Origin of the sequence: Rhizobium sp. CF080 (assembly GCF_000282095.2) — a bacterium.
Lineage (GTDB): Bacteria > Pseudomonadota > Alphaproteobacteria > Rhizobiales > Rhizobiaceae > Neorhizobium.
Genome location: NZ_AKKC02000008.1, coordinates 406,664 through 426,621, shown reverse-complemented (window position 1 = coordinate 426,621; position 19,958 = coordinate 406,664). Strand labels below are relative to the sequence as shown.

Annotated in this window: 16 protein-coding genes; 13 read left to right on the top strand and 3 right to left on the bottom strand. The window is 62.9% G+C overall.

Going from position 1 to position 19,958, the window contains the following annotated elements:
• Window positions 1–44 precede the first annotated feature (44 nt).
• Both PMI07_RS19120 and PMI07_RS19115 read left to right on the top strand, forming a co-directional pair.
• Window positions 45–1,148, top strand: coding sequence for a Gfo/Idh/MocA family oxidoreductase (locus tag PMI07_RS19120; RefSeq protein ID WP_007751997.1), 1,104 nt, complete (start codon window positions 45–47; stop codon window positions 1,146–1,148).
• An 18-nt stretch (window positions 1,149–1,166) separates the two neighbouring features.
• On the top strand, window positions 1,167–1,808 hold the full coding sequence (locus tag PMI07_RS19115) for a ThuA domain-containing protein (protein ID WP_007751993.1): 642 nt from the start codon (window positions 1,167–1,169) through the stop codon (window positions 1,806–1,808).
• A gap of 176 nt (window positions 1,809–1,984) precedes the next feature.
• Here the strand turns inward: PMI07_RS19115 and PMI07_RS19110 are convergent, their stop codons facing one another.
• Together PMI07_RS19110 and PMI07_RS19105 are read right to left on the bottom strand one after the other, a co-directional pair.
• On the bottom strand, window positions 1,985–4,033 hold the full coding sequence (locus PMI07_RS19110) for an alpha-glucosidase (RefSeq protein ID WP_280949776.1): 2,049 nt from the start codon (window positions 4,031–4,033) through the stop codon (window positions 1,985–1,987).
• Window positions 3,999–4,703, bottom strand: a complete 705-nt coding sequence (locus PMI07_RS19105) for a GntR family transcriptional regulator (protein WP_007751989.1) — start codon at window positions 4,701–4,703, stop codon at window positions 3,999–4,001. Before PMI07_RS19105 ends, PMI07_RS19110 begins: the two co-directional genes overlap by 35 nt.
• A gap of 101 nt (window positions 4,704–4,804) precedes the next feature.
• Here PMI07_RS19105 and PMI07_RS19100 point away from each other — a divergent pair, with 101 nt between their 5' ends.
• The 4 genes from PMI07_RS19100 (at window position 4,805) to PMI07_RS19085 (ending at window position 8,660) form a co-directional block, all read left to right on the top strand.
• The gene (locus tag PMI07_RS19100) at window positions 4,805–5,962 is read left to right on the top strand and encodes an LLM class flavin-dependent oxidoreductase (RefSeq protein WP_024163936.1); all 1,158 of its coding nucleotides are present in this window, start codon (window positions 4,805–4,807) and stop codon (window positions 5,960–5,962) included.
• Between the two features lie 14 nt (window positions 5,963–5,976).
• The gene (locus PMI07_RS19095) at window positions 5,977–6,864 is read left to right on the top strand and encodes an aldo/keto reductase (protein WP_037087642.1); all 888 of its coding nucleotides are present in this window, start codon (window positions 5,977–5,979) and stop codon (window positions 6,862–6,864) included.
• Entirely contained in the window at window positions 6,864–7,397 is a 534-nt protein-coding gene (locus PMI07_RS19090; RefSeq protein WP_037087641.1) for a flavin reductase family protein, read from the top strand. The genes PMI07_RS19095 and PMI07_RS19090 overlap by 1 nt, the downstream gene beginning before the upstream one ends.
• A gap of 93 nt (window positions 7,398–7,490) precedes the next feature.
• Window positions 7,491–8,660 (top strand): pyridoxal phosphate-dependent aminotransferase, encoded by a 1,170-nt coding sequence (locus PMI07_RS19085; RefSeq protein WP_007776088.1) that lies wholly within the window; start codon window positions 7,491–7,493, stop codon window positions 8,658–8,660.
• 556 nt (window positions 8,661–9,216) lie between these two features.
• Here the strand turns inward: PMI07_RS19085 and PMI07_RS19080 are convergent.
• Window positions 9,217–11,667 carry a DNA translocase FtsK gene (locus PMI07_RS19080; RefSeq protein ID WP_024163935.1) on the bottom strand — a complete coding sequence of 817 codons (2,451 nt, stop codon included), beginning with the start codon at window positions 11,665–11,667 and terminating at the stop codon, window positions 9,217–9,219.
• A 152-nt stretch (window positions 11,668–11,819) separates the two neighbouring features.
• On the opposite strand from PMI07_RS19080, the gene PMI07_RS19075 reads away from it, so the two are divergent.
• The 7 genes from PMI07_RS19075 to nirD all read left to right on the top strand — a co-directional run bounded on the left by PMI07_RS19075 (window position 11,820) and on the right by nirD (window position 19,928).
• Window positions 11,820–12,407 (top strand): ANTAR domain-containing response regulator, encoded by a 588-nt coding sequence (locus PMI07_RS19075; protein ID WP_007767347.1) that lies wholly within the window; start codon window positions 11,820–11,822, stop codon window positions 12,405–12,407.
• A 37-nt stretch (window positions 12,408–12,444) separates the two neighbouring features.
• Window positions 12,445–13,722 carry a CmpA/NrtA family ABC transporter substrate-binding protein gene (locus tag PMI07_RS19070; protein WP_155956565.1) on the top strand — a complete coding sequence of 426 codons (1,278 nt, stop codon included), beginning with the start codon at window positions 12,445–12,447 and terminating at the stop codon, window positions 13,720–13,722.
• A 346-nt stretch (window positions 13,723–14,068) separates the two neighbouring features.
• Window positions 14,069–15,367, top strand: coding sequence for a CmpA/NrtA family ABC transporter substrate-binding protein (locus PMI07_RS19065; RefSeq protein WP_007757700.1), 1,299 nt, complete (start codon window positions 14,069–14,071; stop codon window positions 15,365–15,367).
• Between the two features lie 63 nt (window positions 15,368–15,430).
• Window positions 15,431–16,324 carry a nitrate ABC transporter permease gene (ntrB, locus tag PMI07_RS19060; RefSeq protein WP_007757701.1) on the top strand — a complete coding sequence of 298 codons (894 nt, stop codon included), beginning with the start codon at window positions 15,431–15,433 and terminating at the stop codon, window positions 16,322–16,324.
• A 10-nt stretch (window positions 16,325–16,334) separates the two neighbouring features.
• Window positions 16,335–17,132, top strand: coding sequence for an ABC transporter ATP-binding protein (locus tag PMI07_RS19055; RefSeq protein ID WP_007757702.1), 798 nt, complete (start codon window positions 16,335–16,337; stop codon window positions 17,130–17,132).
• 5 nt (window positions 17,133–17,137) lie between these two features.
• On the top strand, window positions 17,138–19,588 hold the full coding sequence (gene nirB / locus PMI07_RS19050; RefSeq protein ID WP_024163933.1) for a nitrite reductase large subunit NirB: 2,451 nt from the start codon (window positions 17,138–17,140) through the stop codon (window positions 19,586–19,588).
• A gap of 4 nt (window positions 19,589–19,592) precedes the next feature.
• Complete coding sequence (gene nirD, locus PMI07_RS19045; RefSeq protein WP_197032544.1) at window positions 19,593–19,928, top strand: nitrite reductase small subunit NirD; 336 nt, start codon at window positions 19,593–19,595, stop codon at window positions 19,926–19,928.
• Window positions 19,929–19,958 lie beyond the last annotated feature (30 nt).

The following is a 19,958-nucleotide window of genomic DNA, read 5'->3' as shown; positions in this document are numbered from 1 at the left end:
AGCGCCCAATACCAGAATTCATCAGCATTCATCGGGAGGGAATAATGGACAAAGTCGGTATCGGCATCATCGGATGCGGCAATATTTCAGGCGCCTATCTGAAAGCGATGACATCCGCCTTTCCGATCCTCGATATCCGCGGACTGGCCGATCTCAACCGCGATCTGGCCGAGGCGAAGGCTTCCGAATTCAATCTGAAGGCCCGCACCGTCGGCGAATTGCTCGCGGACCCGAAGGTCGAGATCATCGTCAACCTGACCATCCCCAAGGCGCATGTCGCCGTTGCCCTGCAGGCGCTCGATGCCGGCAAGCACACCTATTCGGAAAAGCCACTCGGGATTAATTTCGCGGAAGGGAAAAAACTGGCGGAAGCCGCCAAGGCCAAGGGCCTGCGCATCGGTGCTGCCCCCGATACCTTCCTCGGCGGCGGCCACCAGACGGCCCGCGAACTGATCGACCAGGGCGTCATCGGACTGCCCGTCGGCGGCACCGCGACCTTCATGTGCCCCGGCCACGAGCGCTGGCATCCGAACCCCGCCTTCTATTACGAGGTCGGCGGCGGCCCAATGCTCGACATGGGTCCCTATTACATCACCGATCTCGTCAACCTGCTCGGCCCCGTCTCGCAGGTCGCGGGCTTTGCCATCACGCCCCGCCAGGAGCGCATCATCACCAGCGAGCCGCGCAACGGCGAGCGCATTCCGGTGCACGTTCCGACCCATGTGGCGGGCGTCATGGCCTTTGCCAACGGCGCGGTCGTTCAGATCGGCATGAGCTTCGACGTCGCCGGCCACAAACATGTGCCGCTCGAAGTTTACGGCACCGAAGGCACGCTGATCGTGCCGGACCCGAACCGGTTCGAGGGCCCTATCGGCTATCTGAAGAAGGGCGGCCAGTTCGAGGACCAGCCCGCCACCCTGCCCTATGCGGAGGGCAACTACCGTTCGATCGGCATCGCGGACCTCGCTTACGCGATACGCTCCAACCGCCCGCACCGGGCCAACGGCGATCTGGCGCTGCATGTGCTGGAGGTCATGGAAGCCTTCCACACGGCGTCCGCCGAAGGGCGCACGATCAAGATCACCACGGCGACGGAGCGGCCCGCTCCGCTGTCGGAATCGCTCGTCGATGGACGGCTGGCGAAATAATTCTGGAGGACGAACAAAATGCGTGAAGCACTCATCGTATGGGGCGGCTGGAGCGGCCACGAACCGCAGGAATGCGCCGAAATCATCAAGGACATGCTCGAGGAGGACGGCTTCAAGGTCTATCTCGAACATTCGACTGAGGCCTTCGCCGATCCATCCATTCACGACCTGAGCCTCATCGTGCCGATCATGACCATGTCGAAGATCGAGAAGGAGGAGGTGAAAAACCTCGCCGCCGCCGTTGAGAAGGGCGTCGGCATTGCCGGTTACCACGGCGGCGCAGGCGACGCATTCCGCGAGTCGGTCGACTATCAGTTCATCATCGGCGGCCAGTGGGTCGCCCATCCGGGCAATATCATCGACTACACGGTCAACATCACCCGGCCGGATGATCCGCTGATGGAGGGGATTACCGATTTCCCCTACACGTCCGAGCAATATTACATGCATGTGGACCCCTCGAACGAGGTGCTGGCGACAACCACCTTCACGGGAGATCACGCCTACTGGATCAACGGCGTCGTGATGCCGGTGGTTTGGAAGCGCAAATACGGAGAGGGCCGCGTCTTCTATTCCTCGCTCGGCCACCAGGCGAAGGAATTCGACGTACCCCAGATGAAGACGATCTTCCGGCGCGGGGCGAACTGGGCGGCGCGGTGAGATTGGACTGAGACGGCGCCGCATCCGATCTCCCCCCTTGAGGGGGAGATGCCCGGCAGGGCAGAGGGGGGTGCTGCGGCATACTCTTCGCCAGTCGAGTTCGCGGCGCCACCCCCCTCTGTCACCTCTGGTGACATCTCCTCCTCAAGGGGGGAGATTGGGAGTGCGCCGCGACCTCACATATCCTTCAGCGCTGCAAACATCTCCACAAAAACCGCGTCCGCCCGATAAAACACCGGCGGACAACCGATCGGCGAAGCAACCGTCACCTCTTCCCCACCCGCATATTCCTTTCCGCTCCACACATGCACCCAGCTCGCCCCCTCCGGCAGATAGACGCTCCGCACCTCCTGCGCCGCATGCCAGACCGGCGCCACCAGCAGTTCCGGGCCGTAGAGATAGGCATCCTGGATGGCATAGGTTTTCGGATCATGCTCGTGATGCAGGAAAAGCGGCCGCTGCACCGGCAGACCTCGCGCGGCGGCCTCCGCTGACAGCGTCTTCAGATACGGCGCCAGATGCACGTAGATATGCGTCATCCGGGCAAAGTGCTCCAGCACCTCAGGATCCTGGTCGATCTGGATATTGTCTCTCGGCCGGTTGCCCTCGTGGCTGCGCATGACCGGCGTGAAGGCCGCCATTTCCGCCCAGCGCATCAGCAGTTCCGGCGTGCGGACATTGCCGAACAGGCTGGTATAACCACCGATATCGGAATGGTGATAGGCATTGCCGAGCAGGCCTGACGAAAGGGCAGCGCACATCACGGTGACGAGCCCGTCATGGCGCGAAAAATCCACCGACTGGTCGCCGCCCCAGAGCAGCGGGCAATGTTTCTGCACGCCGCTGAAGCCGGCCCGCATAAAGAACAGCGCCTCGCCCGTCTTGCCTCGGCTGGCGATCGCTTTCGCGTTGACCTCGGCCCAGAGCGTCGGCCAGGCATTGTGCATCAGCTTGGCGTCGATGCCATTGGCGAGCTCCACATCAATCGGCAGGTATTCGCCGAAATCGGCCATCCAGCCGGTCAGCCCGAAATCGAGCATGCGACGGCCGATCACCTCTTCGGCAAACCAATCGGCCGCTTCCGGATTGGTGAAATCGACGACGCCACAATCGAACTCGCCGAAATCGACGATCGCGGTTCGGCCGAGCTGATCCTTGGCGAAATAACCCGCGGCTTCAGCCTCTGGAAACAACGAGCCATCGACGCAGAGATAGGGATTGACGTAGCCGAGGAAACAGATGCCCTCCCCGTTCAGCTCGGCAATCCGACGGCGCAGGTCCGGATAACGCTCGTCGTTCGCCTGCCAGTCCCAGAACAGCCGCGATCCGAACGAGGTCTGGCGAAGGCCGACCCAATCCTCGCACCACAGACCGGAGACCTGCACGCCGGCATGACGCATCTTTTCCAGCCGCTCGAAGGAATTGACCCCATCCTTGAGGCCGATGATAGCACCCTTGTAAACCCAGCCCGGCAGTTCAGGCTGCCGCCCGAAGCGCAACGACAACGCCTCGACCAACTCGACGAAGCTGGGTGCGGCAAACAGCTCGATACGCTCCGGCACCGCCCACGCTTCGATCTCGTGAAATGTCTTGCGACGAAAATCGAAGATGGAATAGGCGGTCGTTTTCACATGCAGCGCATAGCGCGACGAGGAGATGTAGGTCGGCTGCGGATAGTTGGTGTTGTAGTAGTCGCCACCGGCCTTGTCCTTCAGGTCGGACTTGAAGGTGATCTCGCTCGTCTTGTCGCGGCCGACGCCGGGCTCCGAGGTCCACAGCGGAAAGCGGCGTCCGCGCATGTCGAAATAGGACATCTGCTCGCCGCCGCCCCAGACATGCTCGTCATTCTCCGCGTGGATGCGGATCCAAAAACGGTTGATCGTCTCGTCCAGCGACCGGAAATGCACGGCGGTTTCGGAGATCGTCAGCTCCAACCGCGGCGCCCGGCCCTCCGCCTCCGAAAGGCTGATCACATTGCCGTCGACATCCGCATGGCGCAGCGCGCAGCGCTCGACGATATAGTCCTCGACCTCGAAATTGCCGCGGTACATGTCCATCCGCTCCTGCCCCTGGCCAACGAAGAGGCAGGGCGAAGCGGGGCTGTGGCGCAGAATGCTGCGGCCGTTCAGCGAAATGGAAAAGCCGTCTTGTGTCGTCTCGAATTTCATCTTGCCGGTACTCGATTGTCTTTTACCGCAGCCGCGATACGTAGCGCGCCACGGAATGGTCGAACCATGTGCGGGAAACCTCGGCCACCGCGCCGTCCTGTGCCTGGCTCGTCCGGAGCACGTGGGGGATCGGTGCGCCCGGCTTCTGGCCGAAGGCCGGCGGTGCCCAGTCGGGCACGGCGTCGAGGTCGATCTTGTCTTCCGCCCTGACGATCCACAGGCCGAGCCGGGTGCGGTAATAGAGATAGAGGGATTCCGACAGATCTTCCGGTGCGATTGCCGCCACATAGGAGCCGTCCAGCCAGATCTCCTCGAGGGCTGCGACTTTGCCCGACAGCCGGCGGATGCGGCGGATGCGGTGCCCTTCCGGCGAAAAACCGAACTTCGGCAGGTTCTTGGGCTTGTCGAGCCGCATCACGTCGAGCACTTCCGCCGTCGGCAGGCCGCCACCCTGGATGAGTTCCAGCCGGAACATCGCATAGACGCTCTTCGGATCGCTGATTGCCCTAATGTAGTTGCCTGACCCCTGCACCCGCTCCAAGAGCCCGCGATTCTGCAATTCCGCCAGCGCCTTGCGCAAGGTGCCGACGGCAATGCCGAGCTGCACCGCCATGTCGCGCTCGGGGGCCAGCTTCTCGCCATCGCCAAGCCGGCCGGCGGCAATGTCGCGCACGAGAAGTTCGGCGATTTGCAGATAGATCGGCAGACTGCCCGGATGGCTCTCCATCAGCACTTCCCCCTCCCCGGGAACACATGCGCTGAAAATTGATACACCATTGATTTACACGAAAGCCAGTGATATGCAAGTCGAAGGTGGAGGAGTATCTGATGACGATCGTGCCCATAACATCGCCGGATCTCGATGCGGCCGAAGTCTCGTGGTTCGCCGCCCTGTGTTCGGACGACTACGCCTATCTCGGCGTCCCCGACGATGCACTGAAATCGAGCTGGGAACATTGCTCCGACATCGTCAGGCGCACTGAGGCGCTCGGCTTCCGCAACATCCTCTGCCCATCGTCCTATCAGGTCGGCCAGGACACGCTGAGCTTTGTCGCCGCCTGCTCGCAGATAACCGACAGGATCAATCTTCTGGCCGCCATCCGCTGTGGCGAGATGCAGCCGATCATGCTCGCCCGCACCGTCGCCACGCTCGACCACATGCTGAAGGGCCGGCTGACGCTCAACGTCATCAGCTCCGATTTCCCCGGCGAAGTCGCTGACAGCGCCTTCCGTTATCGCCGCAGCCACGAGGTCGTGCAGATCCTCCGCCAGGCCTGGACACGCGACACGATCGATCACGACGGCGAGGTCTATAATTTCAAGGGCGTCACCACCGAGCCTGCCCGCCCCTACCAGCAGAACGGCGGCCCGCTTCTCTATTTCGGCGGTTATTCGCCGGACGCGCTGGAACTCTGCGGCGCCCAATGCGACGTCTACCTGATGTGGCCGGAAACCAGGGACCAGCTGGCCGAGCGCATGAAGGCGGTCCATGCTCGCGCCGCAGCCCATGGCCGCACGCTCGACTATGGCCTGCGTGTCCACATGATCGTCCGCGACACCGAGAAGGAGGCCCGCGACTATGCGGAACACCTCGTCTCCAGGTTGGATGACGAATACGGCCAGTTGATCCGCAGCCGCGCCCATGACAGCACCTCGCTCGGCGTCTCGCACCAGGCGAGAACCCGCGAGCTTGCCGACAAGTTCGGTTATGTCGAACGACACCTCTGGACCGGCATCGGCCGGGCACGTTCGGGCTGCGGCGCGGCACTGGTCGGCTCGACCGACCAGGTGCTTTCGGAAATCGAGGCTTACAAGAAGATGGGCATCCGGGCTTTCATCTTTTCGGGCTATCCGCATCTCGACGAGGCGGAACATTTCGGTCAGAAGGTCCTGCCCGAGCTCAAGACCTGTTCGCTGCCGCATGCCTATGGTCGCGTGCCGGCCGAGACACCTGCAACGCCGCTCGGCAACGGGAGACGACACTGATGACCCCTCATCACCTGGACCGCATTCAACTTTCGCCCGATCTCCAGCTCAGCCGCCTCGTTTACGGCATGTGGCGGATCGGAAACGATGCCGACACCTCGCCGAAACATGTTCAGGCGAAGATCGAGGCCTGCCTGGCGCAGGGCATCACCACCATGGACCAGGCCGACGTCTATGGAGGTTACACGGCGGAAGCGATTTTCGGCGCCGCGCTGAAAGCCTCGCCTTCGCTGCGCGACAAAATCGAGATCGTCACCAAATGCGGCATCGTCGCGCCGGCCGGCCGCCATTCCGCCGCCCGCGGCAAGCACTACGATACCAGCGCCGCCCATATCAACGCGTCGGTCGAGGCATCGCTGCGCGACATGGCGACCGACCATATCGATCTCCTGCTGATCCATCGGCCCGACCCTTTCATGGATCCGGACGAGACCGGCCCGGCGCTCGATGCGCTGGTCGTATCCGGCAAGGTGCGCGCCGTTGGCGTTTCCAATTTCCGCCCCTGGGATTTCTCCCTGCTGCAATCCTCCATGGAAGCGGAACTCGTCACCAACCAGATCGAGATCAGCCTTGTGGCGGCAAGCGCCTTCACCAATGGCGATCTCGCCTATCTGCAGGAACGCGGTATCGCGCCAATGGCCTGGTCACCGCTCGGCGGCGGCTCGCTGTTCAAGAACGAGAGCCTGATGTCGGTTCTGGAACGGATCGCCGCGGAACAGGGCGTCGATGCAACGGCCGTCGCGGTTGCCTGGCTGCTGGCCCATCCCGCCGCCATCCTGCCGGTGCTCGGCACCAACAATCTTGCCCGTATCGCCACGATCGCCGACGCCGCGAAGGTGACGATCGATCGCCAGACCTGGTTCGAACTCTACACCGCCGCAACCGGAAAGCAGGTGCCATGATGATCACTGCCGACACCGCAAGCACGCTCAGCGAACAGATCTTCATTCCGGACGCATCGACCGCGCGGCATTACCGCAACGCACTCGGAGCCTTCACGACCGGCGTGACTGTGGTGACGGCAACAACTCCGGATGGCCCGATCGGCATGACGGTCAACAGCTTCACCTCCGTGTCGCTCGATCCGCCGCTGGTTCTCTGGTCGCCGGCCAAGAGCTCGTCGCGCCACGCGGCCTTCACGGCGGCAAGCCATTTCGCCATCCATGTGCTCAGCGCCGACCAGGATCTGCTGAGCGCCCGGTTCACGCGCGGCGGTCTCGGGTTCGAAGAGCTGTTTTGGAACCAGAACCACGAAGGCGTGCCGGTCATCCCCGGCACGCTGGCTCGCTTCGAATGCGAACTCTCCTCGATGCATGATGCCGGCGACCATACGCTGATCCTCGGCCGCGTCCTGCGCGCAGCCCACCGCGAGGGCGATCCGCTGTGTTTCTCCCGCGGCACATTCGGCCGCTTCGCGAGCACCACCAGCCAGTAAAGAACAAAATCCGGCACGGGAAATATTGACCCGCGGGCGCGGTTGGGCCAAGTCAGTTTTGCGACAAACCAGCCAGGACCGACAGGGCAATCCATGACAATCATCAGACCGGACATCAGCGCCCGCGCCGCGGCTGCGCCCCGCAGCGGCATTGGCGAAATCGTCACCTATGCCCGAGGCCGCGAAAACCTGATGCCGCTCTGGATCGGCGAAGGCGACCTGCCGACCCCCGATTTCATCACCCGTGCCGCCAGCGAAGCTTTGCTCGCCGGAGAAACCTTCTACACCTGGACGCAAGGGATTCCGGCGCTACGCGAGTCGATCGTCCGTTATTACCAGCGGCACTATGGGCGGGACCTGTCGGTCGACAACATCTATGTCACCGGTTCCGGCATGCAGTCGATCGTGCTCGCCATCCAGACGGTGGCCTCCGCCGGCAACGAGATCGTCTATCTCTCGCCCGCCTGGCCGAATGTCGTCAACGCCATCGGCGTTTCGGAAGCCAAGCCGGTCACCGTCGAACTCGGCTTTACCGACGGCCGCTGGGTGCTCGACATCGAGCGGCTGAAGGCGGCGATCACCCCGAAGACGAGCGCGATTTTTATCAACTCGCCGTCCAACCCGACCGGCTGGACTGCTACCCATGACGATCTCAAGGCGATCCTCGATCTTGCCCGCAAGCATGGCCTGTGGATCATCGCCGACGAGATCTACGGCCTCTATTATTTCGAAGGCGCCCGCGCGCCGTCTTTCATGGATGTCATGGAGCCGGAAGACCGGATCATCTTCGCCAATTCCTTCTCGAAGAACTGGTGCATGACCGGCTGGCGGGTCGGCTGGATGGTGGCACCTGCGGAAATCGGCCAGACGCTGACCAACTTGATCCAGTATTCGACCTCGGGCGTCGCCCAGTTCATGCAGAAGGGCGCGATTGCCGCTCTCGAACAGGGCGACGATTTCATCCGCACCAATATCGAGCGGGCGCGGAAATCCCGTGATATCCTCTGCGACGCGCTGATCGCCACCAACCGGGTGGAAACGCTGAAGCCCGAGGGCGCCCTCTATGCCTTCCTGAAGATCGACGGCGTCACCGACAGCCGCGAGGAGGCGTTCAGGATCGTCGACAAGACGGGCGTCGGATTGGCGCCGGGAACCGCCTTCGGCCCGGGCGGACAGGGCTTCATGCGCGCCTGTTTCCTGCGCGATCCGCTGCAGGTCGAGGACGCAGCCAACCGGCTGAGCGACTATATCCGCAGCCGGTGATACCGGCTGCACCCCGATCAGGCCAGCGCGCCATGACCTGACCTTCGGCCGCGCGCGATCCCCCCGCGCAGTTGCCTGCCGTGGCTTTTCAAATATCGGAGAGCCCACACGAATGCGGAACCTCAATAGATTTTAATAGGTGGCTCCGCATTCGCGTGGCCTTCGGCGTGTTTTCGGGGTGTCCCTCCCCTACAGGTGAGCACCTCGCCTCGCTGCATGGCTTCGTTCGCGCCCCTCCTTTCGGGAAGGGCTTGCCACTTGCACGGCTCAACCGAACCCGGCCCGGCGGCCAGGGGGAGGCTTGATAGGAATGTTCGTCTTTCAACGAGCACTCCATGGCTTTCACCTCTTCCACCATCCCCGCACGTTACGGTTCCGATGAAAGCGCCGGCCCCCGCCTGCCCGCGAACGTCTCGCGAAACACTCCGGCGACGGAAGCGGGGCAATTGTAGGCACGGGTTTCAGGGGTGGGGAAAATCGCAGCGGGATTTTTTTTGCGGGCGTGCCGTGTGACGCCCGCCCGATCCGTCGCGTGTATAAAATTCAGAAATCCGCTTCAGTCCCCGAAATCCTCGGCGGCGGCAGAACGTCCGCCGGCAATGATCTCGCGCTTGCCGACATGGTTGGCGGGGCCGACCAGACCTTCCTGCTCCATACGCTCCACCAAAGAGGCGGCGCGGTTGTAACCGACCGAAAGGCGGCGCTGGATATAGGAGGTCGAGCACTTGCGGTCCTTCATGACCACCTTGACGGCCTTGTCGTAAAGCTCGTCGCTGTCGTCGCCGCCCATCGCGCTCTTGTCGAACACGGCTTCCTGGCTCGAAACGTCCTCGTCTTCCTCGTCGTCTTCGTCCTCGGTGACCGTGCCGAGATAGTCAGGCCGGCCTTGGGTCTTGAGGTGGCGGACCACCAGTTCGACTTCCGCATCCGAAACGAACGGACCGTGGACGCGCGAAATCCGCCCGCCGCCCGCCATATGCAGCATGTCGCCCTGACCGAGCAGATGTTCGGCACCCTGCTCGCCGAGAATGGTGCGGCTGTCGATCTTCGAGGTGACCTGGAAGGAGATGCGGGTCGGGAAGTTCGCCTTGATCGTGCCGGTGATGACGTCGACCGAGGGACGCTGGGTCGCCATGATCAGGTGGATGCCGGCGGCGCGTGCCATCTGCGCCAGCCGCTGGATCGCGCCTTCGATATCCTTGCCGGCGACCATCATCAGGTCGGCCATCTCGTCGACGATGACGACGATATAGGGCATCGGCGAGAGGTCCATCTCCTGCTCTTCGTAGAGGATCTCGCCGGTCTGCCGGTCGAAGCCCGCCTGGACGCTGACGGAGATGACCTCGCCTTTTTCGCGGGCGCTTGCGGCACGCTGATTGTAGCCGTCGATATTGCGGACGGCGAGGCGCGACATCTTCTTGTAACGATCCTCCATCTCGCGGACCGCCCATTTCAGCGCCAGGACGGCCTTCTTGGGGTCGGTGACGACGGGAGTCAGCAGGTGCGGAATGCCGTCATAGACGGAAAGCTCCAGCATCTTCGGGTCGATCATGATCAGCCGGCACTCCTCCGGTCGCAGCCGGTAGAGAAGCGACAGGATCATCGTGTTGATGGCGACCGACTTGCCGGAACCTGTGGTGCCGGCGACGAGCAGATGCGGCATCTTGGCGAGTTCGGCGATAACCGGTTCGCCGCCGATCGTCTTACCGAGGCAGAGCGCCAGCCGGTGCTTGGTCTCCCAATAGTCCTCGCATTCGATCAGTTCGCGGAAATAGACCGTCTCGCGGGTCGCGTTCGGCAGCTCGATGCCAATCACGTTGCGGCCGGGCACCACGGCGACACGGGCAGACAGCGCCGACATCGAACGGGCAATGTCGTCCGCAAGACCGATGACGCGCGAGGATTTGACACCCGGCGCCGGCTCGAATTCGTAGAGCGTCACGACCGGACCCGGCCGCACGTCGATGATCTCGCCGCGGATGCCGAAATCCTCGAGAATGCTTTCGAGCAGGCCGGCGCTCTGCTGCAGGGCATCCGGCTGCATCGCCTGGCCGCGCTCGCCCTGCGGTTCCTGCAGGAGCGAGATCGGCGGGAACTCGTATTCCGCCTCGGGCGGCCGCACGGTCCGGGGACGCGCGATTTCAGGCTGGACGGGAGTCGGTTGGATGGCGACGGATTCGGTGGCCACGAACGACGCGGGTACAGGTACCTGCATGACAGGCGCAGGCGCAAACACGGGTTCGACGACGACCGGTGCCTTGGCTTTCGCCACACGCTGCGGAGCGACCCGGACCGGCGCGACAGGCTCAGGTGCCTTGACCGGCTCCGGCCTCGGAGACGGCGCGACGACTACGGTTCTCGCAGCAGTGCGGCGTGGCACTTCGCGGTAAAGATCGGTCACGGGAGCACCCGGTTGCGCCACGACGACCGGAAGGACTTCAGATTCGACCGGCGGGGCTTCGGCCTCGATGACCACTGGCCCTTCCAATTCGAACGGCATGGCGTCCCAGAAGGCGAAGTCGGAGATCGCGATGTCCTGGCGCGGCGCTGCGATGGGTGCGATCTCCTGAACCGGCTGGGGCTGTGTAACGATGACGGAATGCGTTTCCGGCACGTGGTAACGCATCGTCGCGGCAAGCTGCTGCAGGCCGGCGATCTGTTCGAGCGGGGCGGACGGCTCATGGGTTACTGGCGAATCATGGGCGGCGGCGGTCAGGAACACTTCGGACGGAATCACTTCGATCTCTGCGGCGACAGGCACATTGACCGGCTCCTCGAGAGCCTGCCCGGCATTTGCCCTGCGGGCGACCACGCTTTCGGGCGTGCGGGTGAACCGCACGTTCGGCGCCAGCCGGAAAGCCGCCTGCCAGGGCGCCTGCTCCAGAACCGGCTGATTGAAATCGGCAAGGCTCTGCGAGGGACGAGCCTGCTGCGCCACGTCGACGGTATCGTCTTCGGCGTTGGGGAGGTCAGAACTCTGGGGATGATTATTGCGTGAGAACTGCATGACAACCAGACGAGATACGGGAACGGCACATTCTCACAGGAAGTAGAAAATAAAGGTTAACCGGTTCTTTCCATGCGATGGATGCCGGGACGATTTGATGAGCGGGATAGTAGCGCTTGCCAAGATTGCTGCGCTGCGTCATTCCTATAAGGATGCCGGCACCCGATCTCACCATTCTGGTTATCGATGAAAATGCCATCCGCGCTTCCATCATCGAGGAAGGGCTGCGGGAGGCTGGGCACAGCAATGTCACCGTCATCCACGAGGTCCATGGCGTCGCCCGGATCATCGAGACGTCGAAGCCGGACGTCATCGTCATCGATATCGAAAACCCCAACCGCGACATGATGGAGCATCTGTTCCAGCTGACCCGCACCGTCAGCCGGCCGATCGCCATGTTCGTCGACCGGTCCGATACGGCCCTGATCGAGGCGGCGATGGACGCGGGCGTCTCGGCCTATGTCGTCGACGGGCTGAAGAAAGAGCGCGTCAAGGCGATCCTCGATATGGCGGTGAGCCGCTTCAACGCCTTCAGCCGGCTCCAGCGGGAGCTGGCCGAGGCGAAATCGGCGCTCGAGGAACGCAAGGTGATCGAGCGCGCCAAGGGCATCCTGATGAAGATGCGCGGCCTGTCGGAAGAAGACGCCTTCGCGCTGCTGCGCCAGACCGCGATGAACGAAAAGAAGAAGATATCGGATATCGCCCAGAGCGTGGTGACGGCGGCGGGGCTGTTGATGTGATGATGTCGAGTACCGAAATATCCGGGAGAAAGCCGGAGTGAACATGATGACCAAGACCGACCGATCCGGCAGCAATCTTGGCGCGCCTGCGCGCGCCAACGGCGAAGGGCCTAAAATCCTGCGCGCCGGCTTTATTCCGCTGGTGGATGCCTCCGTGCTGATCGCTGCCTCCGAATTCGGCTTTGCCGCGAAGGAAGGACTGACGCTCGATCTGGTCAAGGACGTTTCCTGGGCCAATGTCCGCGATCGCCTCGCCTTCCGCCAGTTCGACATCGCCCACATGCTGTCGCCGATGCCGGTCGCCTCGATGCTGGGCCTCGGCTCCAACCCCTCGCCGACCATCACGCCGTTTTCGCTCGGCCGCGGCGGCAATGCCATCACGCTCTCGACCCGCCTGTTCGAGCGGATGCGCGAGACGGCCGGGCTTTCCGAGACCGCGGGCGCGCTGGAAAATGCCCAGGCCCTGGCGGCCGTCATCCGCAGCATGAAGGCCAATGCCGAGACCCTGCCGACGCTCGGTATGACCTATCCGTTCTCTTCCCACAATTACGAATTCCGCTACTGGCTCGCCGCCGGCGGCATCGATCCGGACCGCGACGTCAAGCTGGTCGTCGTGCCGCCGCCGCTGACGTCGGACGCGCTGGCAGCCGGCGCCATCGACGGTTTCTGCGTCGGCGCGCCATGGAACATGGTCGCCTCCGAACGCGGCGTCGGCCGCATCGTCGCCGCCAAGCAGGACATCTGGCCGTCGGCGCCGGAAAAGGTGCTGGCCATGCGGCCGGAATGGGCCGAGAGCCATCCGGAAACCGTTTCCCGCCTCATCGTCGCGCTCGATGCCGCAGCCCGCTGGTGCGACAAGGCGGAGAACCACGATGCGCTGGCCGAGGTCCTGGCCAACCCGCGCTTCATCGGCGCGCCGGTCAACATCATCCGCCACGTGCTGTCCGGCGAATTCAGCCTCGACGCCAAGGGCAACCGCCGCGTCATCACCGATTATTTCACCTTCCATCGCAGTTTTGCGAACTATCCGCGGCCGAGCCACGCATTGTGGCTCTACAGCCAGATGATCCGCTGGGGCCAGGTGGAGTTCAGCGAGGACGGTTTGGCCGCCGCCGCCGCGGCCTATCGCCCCGATCTCTATCGGACCGCGCTCGGCATCGGGCCGACGCAACCCGACATCGGCATCGAAGGCGACCGGGACGGCGACCGCTTCATGGACGGCCATGTTTTCGATCCTTCCGAGATGGCGAACTATGTCGAGAATTTCGCCGTCAGCAGCGCTCTCGCAACCCAAACCGACCGCCACGAGATCTGACTTCCGGCACGCTGCACAGCAATTGCGCGCATTCAATTTAGCAACCGCACAAAAATATTGCAGCCGCACAGGTTGCCGACAATTTAAGCCAAAAGTTTCATAGAGAAAATTCGTTTCATTTTCAATACCTTATAAGATCACCTCAAACTTGGCACGCTGCTTGCTTCTGTGCAATTGCCCCAGTCAATGGCGATTGGAGCAGATGAGCGCGCCATAAGCGCTTCCAAAGACATCGACGTCGCAAGGTTTTTGCTGCCCGGAACTCCTCCCAGTTTCCGCAGGCTCAATCTCCGAGCGGCGTTTTTTTGTGCCTGAATTCCTAAGAACCAGCAGAGGGAACCTGCGCATGACCAAGATTTCGACGACCGGCATCACCCGCCGCAACCTGATCAAGACCACAGCCACCGCCGCCCTCGTCGGCGCCGTCAAGACCGCATTCCCGTCCGGTGCCTTCGCAGCCGGGGCCGGCCCGGAAGTCAAGGGCATCAAGCTCGGCTATATCGCGCTCACCGATGCAGCGCCGCTGGTCATCGCCAAGGAAAAAGGTTTCTTCGACAAGCACGGCCTCCCCGAGGTCGATGTCGCCAAGCAGGCGTCCTGGGGTGCGACCCGCGACAACCTCGTGCTTGGCGGTGCCGCGAACGGCATCGACGGCGCCCATATCCTCTCGCCGCTTCCCTACCTTATGCACACCGGCAAGGTGACCCAGAACAACAAGCCTGTGCCGATGGCGATCCTCGCCCGCCTCAATCTCGACAGCCAGGGCATCTCGGTCGCCAAGGAATATGCCGAAACCGGCGTGCAGTTGGATGCCTCAAAGCTGAAGGCGGTATTTGAAAAGAAGAAGGCGGAGGGCAAGGAAATCAAGGCGGCGATGACCTTCCCCGGCGGCACGCACGACCTCTGGATCCGCTACTGGCTCGCCGCCGGCGGCATCGACCCCAACAAGGACGTCTCGACCATCGTCGTGCCGCCGCCGCAGATGGTGGCGAACATGAAGGTCGGCAACATGGACGTCTTCTGTGTCGGCGAGCCCTGGAACGAACAGCTCGTCAACCAGGGCATCGGCTTCACGGCGGCCACCACCGGCGAACTCTGGAAGGGCCATCCGGAAAAGGCGCTCGGCCTGCGCGCCGACTGGATCGAAAAGAACCCGAACGCCGCCAAGGCTTTGCTGATGGCCGTCATGGAAGCCCAGCAATGGGCCGACAGCATGGCCAACAAGGAGGAGATGGCCGACATCCTCGGGCGCCGCCAGTGGTTCAACGTGCCGCCGAAGGACGTCCTCGGCCGCCTGAAGGGCGACATCAACTACGGCAACGGCCGTGTCGCCAACGGCACCGACCTCTACATGAAGTTCTGGAAGGACGGCGCGTCCTACCCGTTCAAGAGCCATGACACCTGGTTCATGGCCGAGAACATCCGCTGGGGCAACCTTCCGGCCAATACCGACATCAAGACACTGGTCAACCAGGTGAACCGCGAGGACATCTGGCGTGACGCAGCCAAGGATCTCGGCGTCAAGGCAGCCGACATTCCGGCCTCCTCCTCGCGCGGCAAGGAGACCTTCTTCGATGGCAAGGTCTTCGATCCGGAAAATCCCTCGGCCTATCTCGACAGCCTTTCCATCAAGGCAGCGTCCTGATTTCCCCACCTCCGGCGCGTGGACGCACGCGCCGGCCTTTTACCCACTCTGAGGAGCGCGCCGATGTCCGCCCTGGCAAAAAAAGAAAATGTTTCCGCAGTCGCTACCGCAAAGCCGGCAGCAAATATCGTCCCCTTTTCCGGCAAGCCGGTATCGAGGATCGATTTCAAGCAGATCGGCATGACGACACTGCGCAACGTTGTGCCGCCGGTTGTCGTGCTGGCGCTGATCCTGCTTGTCTGGCAGGTCCTCTGTTCGGCGCCGGATGCATCGCTCCCCTCGCCGCATGTGGTCTGGACGGAAGCCTATGACCTGATCGCCTATCCGTTCTTCGTCTACGGTTCGCAGGATATCGGGCTCGGCTGGCGGGTACTGGTCTCGCTGCAGCGCGTCGCCTACGGGTTCGGCCTCGCCGCCGTGACCGGCGTCATCGTCGGTGCGATCATCGGCCAGTCCGTCTGGGCGATGCGCGGTCTCGACCCGATCTTCCAGGTACTGCGCACCGTGCCGCCGCTCGCCTGGCTGCCGCTGTCGCTCGCAGCCTTCCAGGATTCGAGCCCCTCCGCGATCTTCGTGATCTTCATCACCTCGATCTGGCCGGTGATCATCAACACCGCCGTCGGGGTGCGCAACATCCCGCAGGACTACCGCAACGTCGCGCAGGTGCTGCGGCTGAACCAGATCGAGTTCTTCTTCAAGATCATGCTGCCGTCGGCCGCGCCGTACATCTTCACGGGCCTCAGGATCGGCGTCGGCCTCTCCTGGCTCGCCATCGTCGCGGCCGAAATGCTCACCGGCGGCGTGGGCATCGGCTTCTTCATCTGGGATGCGTGGAACTCGTCGCGCCTGCCCGACATCATCGTCGCGCTCGCCTATATCGGCATTGTCGGCTTCGCCCTCGACAAGCTGGTTTCCGCGCTCGGCAAGATCATCACCCGCGGCGCTTCGGCAAACTGAGGAGCGGACCATGAACGCCTATCTCAAGCTCGACCATATCGACAAACACTTCGACCGTGGCGGCAATCGCGCCGAGGTTCTGAAGGACATCAACCTGACGATCTCCAAGGCGGAGTTCGTCTCGATCATCGGCCATTCCGGCTGCGGCAAGTCCACGCTGCTCAACCTCATTGCCGGCCTGACGCCCGTCTCGGCGGGTGCTGTCCTGCTCGAAAATCGCGAGGTCAACGCACCGGGTCCGGAACGCGCCGTCGTCTTCCAGAACCATTCGCTGCTGCCCTGGCTGACGGTCTACGAAAACGTCAACCTGGCCGTCTCCAAAGTCTTCGGCCGCACCAAGACCAAGGCACAGCGGCATGACTGGGTCATGGAAAACCTGGACCTCGTCCAGATGGCCCATGCCAAGGACAAGCGCCCGGCGGAAATCTCCGGCGGCATGAAGCAGCGCGTCGGCATTGCCCGGGCTCTGTCCATGGAACCGAAGATCCTGCTCCTCGACGAACCCTTCGGCGCCCTCGACGCCCTGACGCGCGCTCATCTGCAGGACGCGGTCATGGAGATCCACAGCCGTCTCGGCAACACGATGGTGATGATCACCCACGATGTCGACGAGGCCGTGCTGCTGTCCGACCGCATCGTGATGATGACCAACGGCCCGGCCGCCAAGATCGGCGAAGTGCTGGACGTGCCGATCCCGCGTCCGCGCAACCGCATCGAACTTGCTTCCGACCGAACGTATCTCAAGTGCCGCGAGGCAGTGCTGAAATTCCTCTACGAACGCCACCGCTTCGTCGAAGCCGCGGAGTAAGAACCATGACAGAAAAACTCATCATCATCGGCAATGGTATGGCGCCGGGGCGCATGCTGGAACACCTCTTCGAACAGGCACCCGGCCGCTACGACGTCACGATCTTCAACGCCGAACCGCGCGTCAACTACGACCGCATCATGCTCTCGCCGGTGCTTTCCGGCGAAAAGAGCTTCGAGCAGATCGTCATCCACGGCGACGGCTGGTACATCGACCATGGCATCACGCTCTACAAGGGCCACAAGATCGTCGCGATCGACCGTGCCGCGAAGACCGTCACCTCCGACCACGGCGTCACCGAGAGCTACGACAAGCTGGTGATCGCCACCGGCTCCGTGCCCTTCATCATCCCGGTGCCGGGCAAGGATTTGCCGGGCGTCATCACCTATCGCGACCTTGACGACGTGCAGGCCATGCTGCTCGCCGCCCAGTCGCGCGAAAAGGCGATCGTCATCGGCGGCGGCCTGCTCGGGCTCGAAGCAGCCGCCGGTCTCGCCCAGCGCGGCATGGATGTGACGGTGCTCCATGTTATGCCGACGCTGATGGAGCGCCAGCTCGATCCGGCCGCCGGTTACCTGCTGCAGAAGGCCGTCGAAGAACGCGGCATCAAGGTGATCTGCAAGGCCAATACCAAACAGATCATCGGCAATGGCAAGGTCGAGGGCGTCGAACTCGACAACGGCACGATCATTCCTGCGACACTGGTGGTCATGGCCGTCGGCATCCGTCCGAGCGCCGGCCTTGCCAAGGAAGCAGGCCTTGCGGTCAATCGCGGCATCGTCGTCGATGCGGGCATGCAGACCTCGGACGGCGACGTCTATTCCATCGGCGAATGCGCCGAAGTGGGCGGCATGGTCTACGGCCTCGTCGCACCGCTCTACGAGATGGCCCGCATCGCCGCGTCCCATCTGGCCGGCGATACGAAGCCTGCCTTCGTGCATTCCGACACGCCGACCAAACTCAAGGTCACCGGCATCGACCTCTATTCTCTCGGCGACTTCGCCGATGGTGACGACCGGCAGGAGATCGTGCTGCGCGATGCCACCGCCGGTATCTACAAACGCCTCGTGCTGAAGGACAACCGTATCATCGGCACGGTTCTTTACGGCGAGACCTCCGACGGCGCCTGGTTCAACGACCTGAAGAAGAAGGCGACCGATATCTCGGAGATGCGCGACACGCTGATCTTCGGCCAGGCCTACCAGGGAGGGTCTCCGCTGGACCCTATGGCGGCCGTTGCAGCCTTGCCGGATGATGCGGAAATCTGCGGCTGCAACGGCGTCTGCAAGGGCAAGATCACCTCGACCATCACCGCCAAGGGCCTGACCTCCCTCGACGACGTGCGCGCCCACACCAAGGCCTCCGCCTCCTGCGGCACCTGCACCGGCCTCGTCGAACAGCTGATGGCGATCACGCTTGGCGACGCCTACAATCCGAAGGCCGTGCAGCCGATGTGTACCTGCACCGAACTCGGCCATGACGACGTCCGCCGCCTGATCAAGGCAAAGAGCCTGAAGACCATCCCGGCGGTCATGCAGGAACTCGAATGGAAGACCTCCTGCGGCTGCGCCAAGTGCCGCCCGGCGCTCAACTACTACCTCGTCTGCGACTGGCCGGATGAATATGCCGACGACTACCAGTCGCGTTACATCAACGAACGCGTCCACGCCAACATCCAGAAGGACGGCACCTATTCCGTCGTGCCGCGGATGTGGGGCGGCGTCACCAATTCGCAGGAATTGAGGGCGATCGCCGACGTGGTCGACAAGTTCGAGATCCCGATGGTGAAGGTCACCGGCGGCCAGCGCATCGACCTTCTCGGCATCGAGAAGGAAGACCTGCCCGCCGTCTGGGCCGATCTCGGCAAGGCCGGCTTCATCTCCGGCCAGGCCTATGCCAAGGGCCTGCGCACAGTGAAGACCTGCGTCGGCTCCGATTGGTGCCGCTTTGGGACACAGGATTCGACCGGCCTCGGCATCCGCATCGAGAAATTCATGTGGGGCTCCTGGACACCGGCCAAGCTCAAGATGGCCGTCTCCGGGTGTCCGCGCAACTGCGCCGAGGCGACCTGCAAGGACATCGGCGTCATCTGCGTCGATTCCGGCTTCGAGATCCACTTCGCCGGCGCTGCGGGCCTCGACATCAAGGGCACAGAAGTGCTCGGGCTGGTGAAGACCGAGGACGAGGCGCTCGAATACATCGTCGCCCTCACCCAGATGTACCGCGAACAGGGCCGCTATCTCGAGCGCATCTACAAATGGGCGAAGCGCATCGGCCTCGACGAGATCCGCCGCCAGATCATGACCGATACGGAGAAGCGCCAGGCCTATTACGAGCGCTTCGTCTTCTCCCAGAAATTCGCCCAGGTCGATCCCTGGTCGGAGCGCGTCTCTGGCAAGGACAAACACGAGTTCCGGCCCATGGCAACGGTCGGTTATTCGCATGCAGCCGAGTGAGGAGATGGACATGAACTGGATCGCAATCGGCAAGCTGACCGACATTCCGCTCCGTGGCGCGCGTTGCGTGAAGACCCCGCAAGGCAAGATCGGTGTGTTCCGTACGGCCGACAACCAGGTCTTCGCCATCGAGGACCACTGCCCCCACAAAGGCGGGCCGCTCAGCCAGGGCATCGTGCACGGCACCTCGGTGACGTGCCCGCTGCACAACTGGGTGATCTCGCTCGAAACCGGCAAGGCGCTCGGCGCCGACGAAGGTTCGGTCCGGACCATCCGGCTCGAACTGCGCGGCGAAGACATCTTCATGGCACTCGAGGAACAGCTGGCCGCCGCCGAATAACCGGGGCGGCCATTTCAAACGACTAAGCTC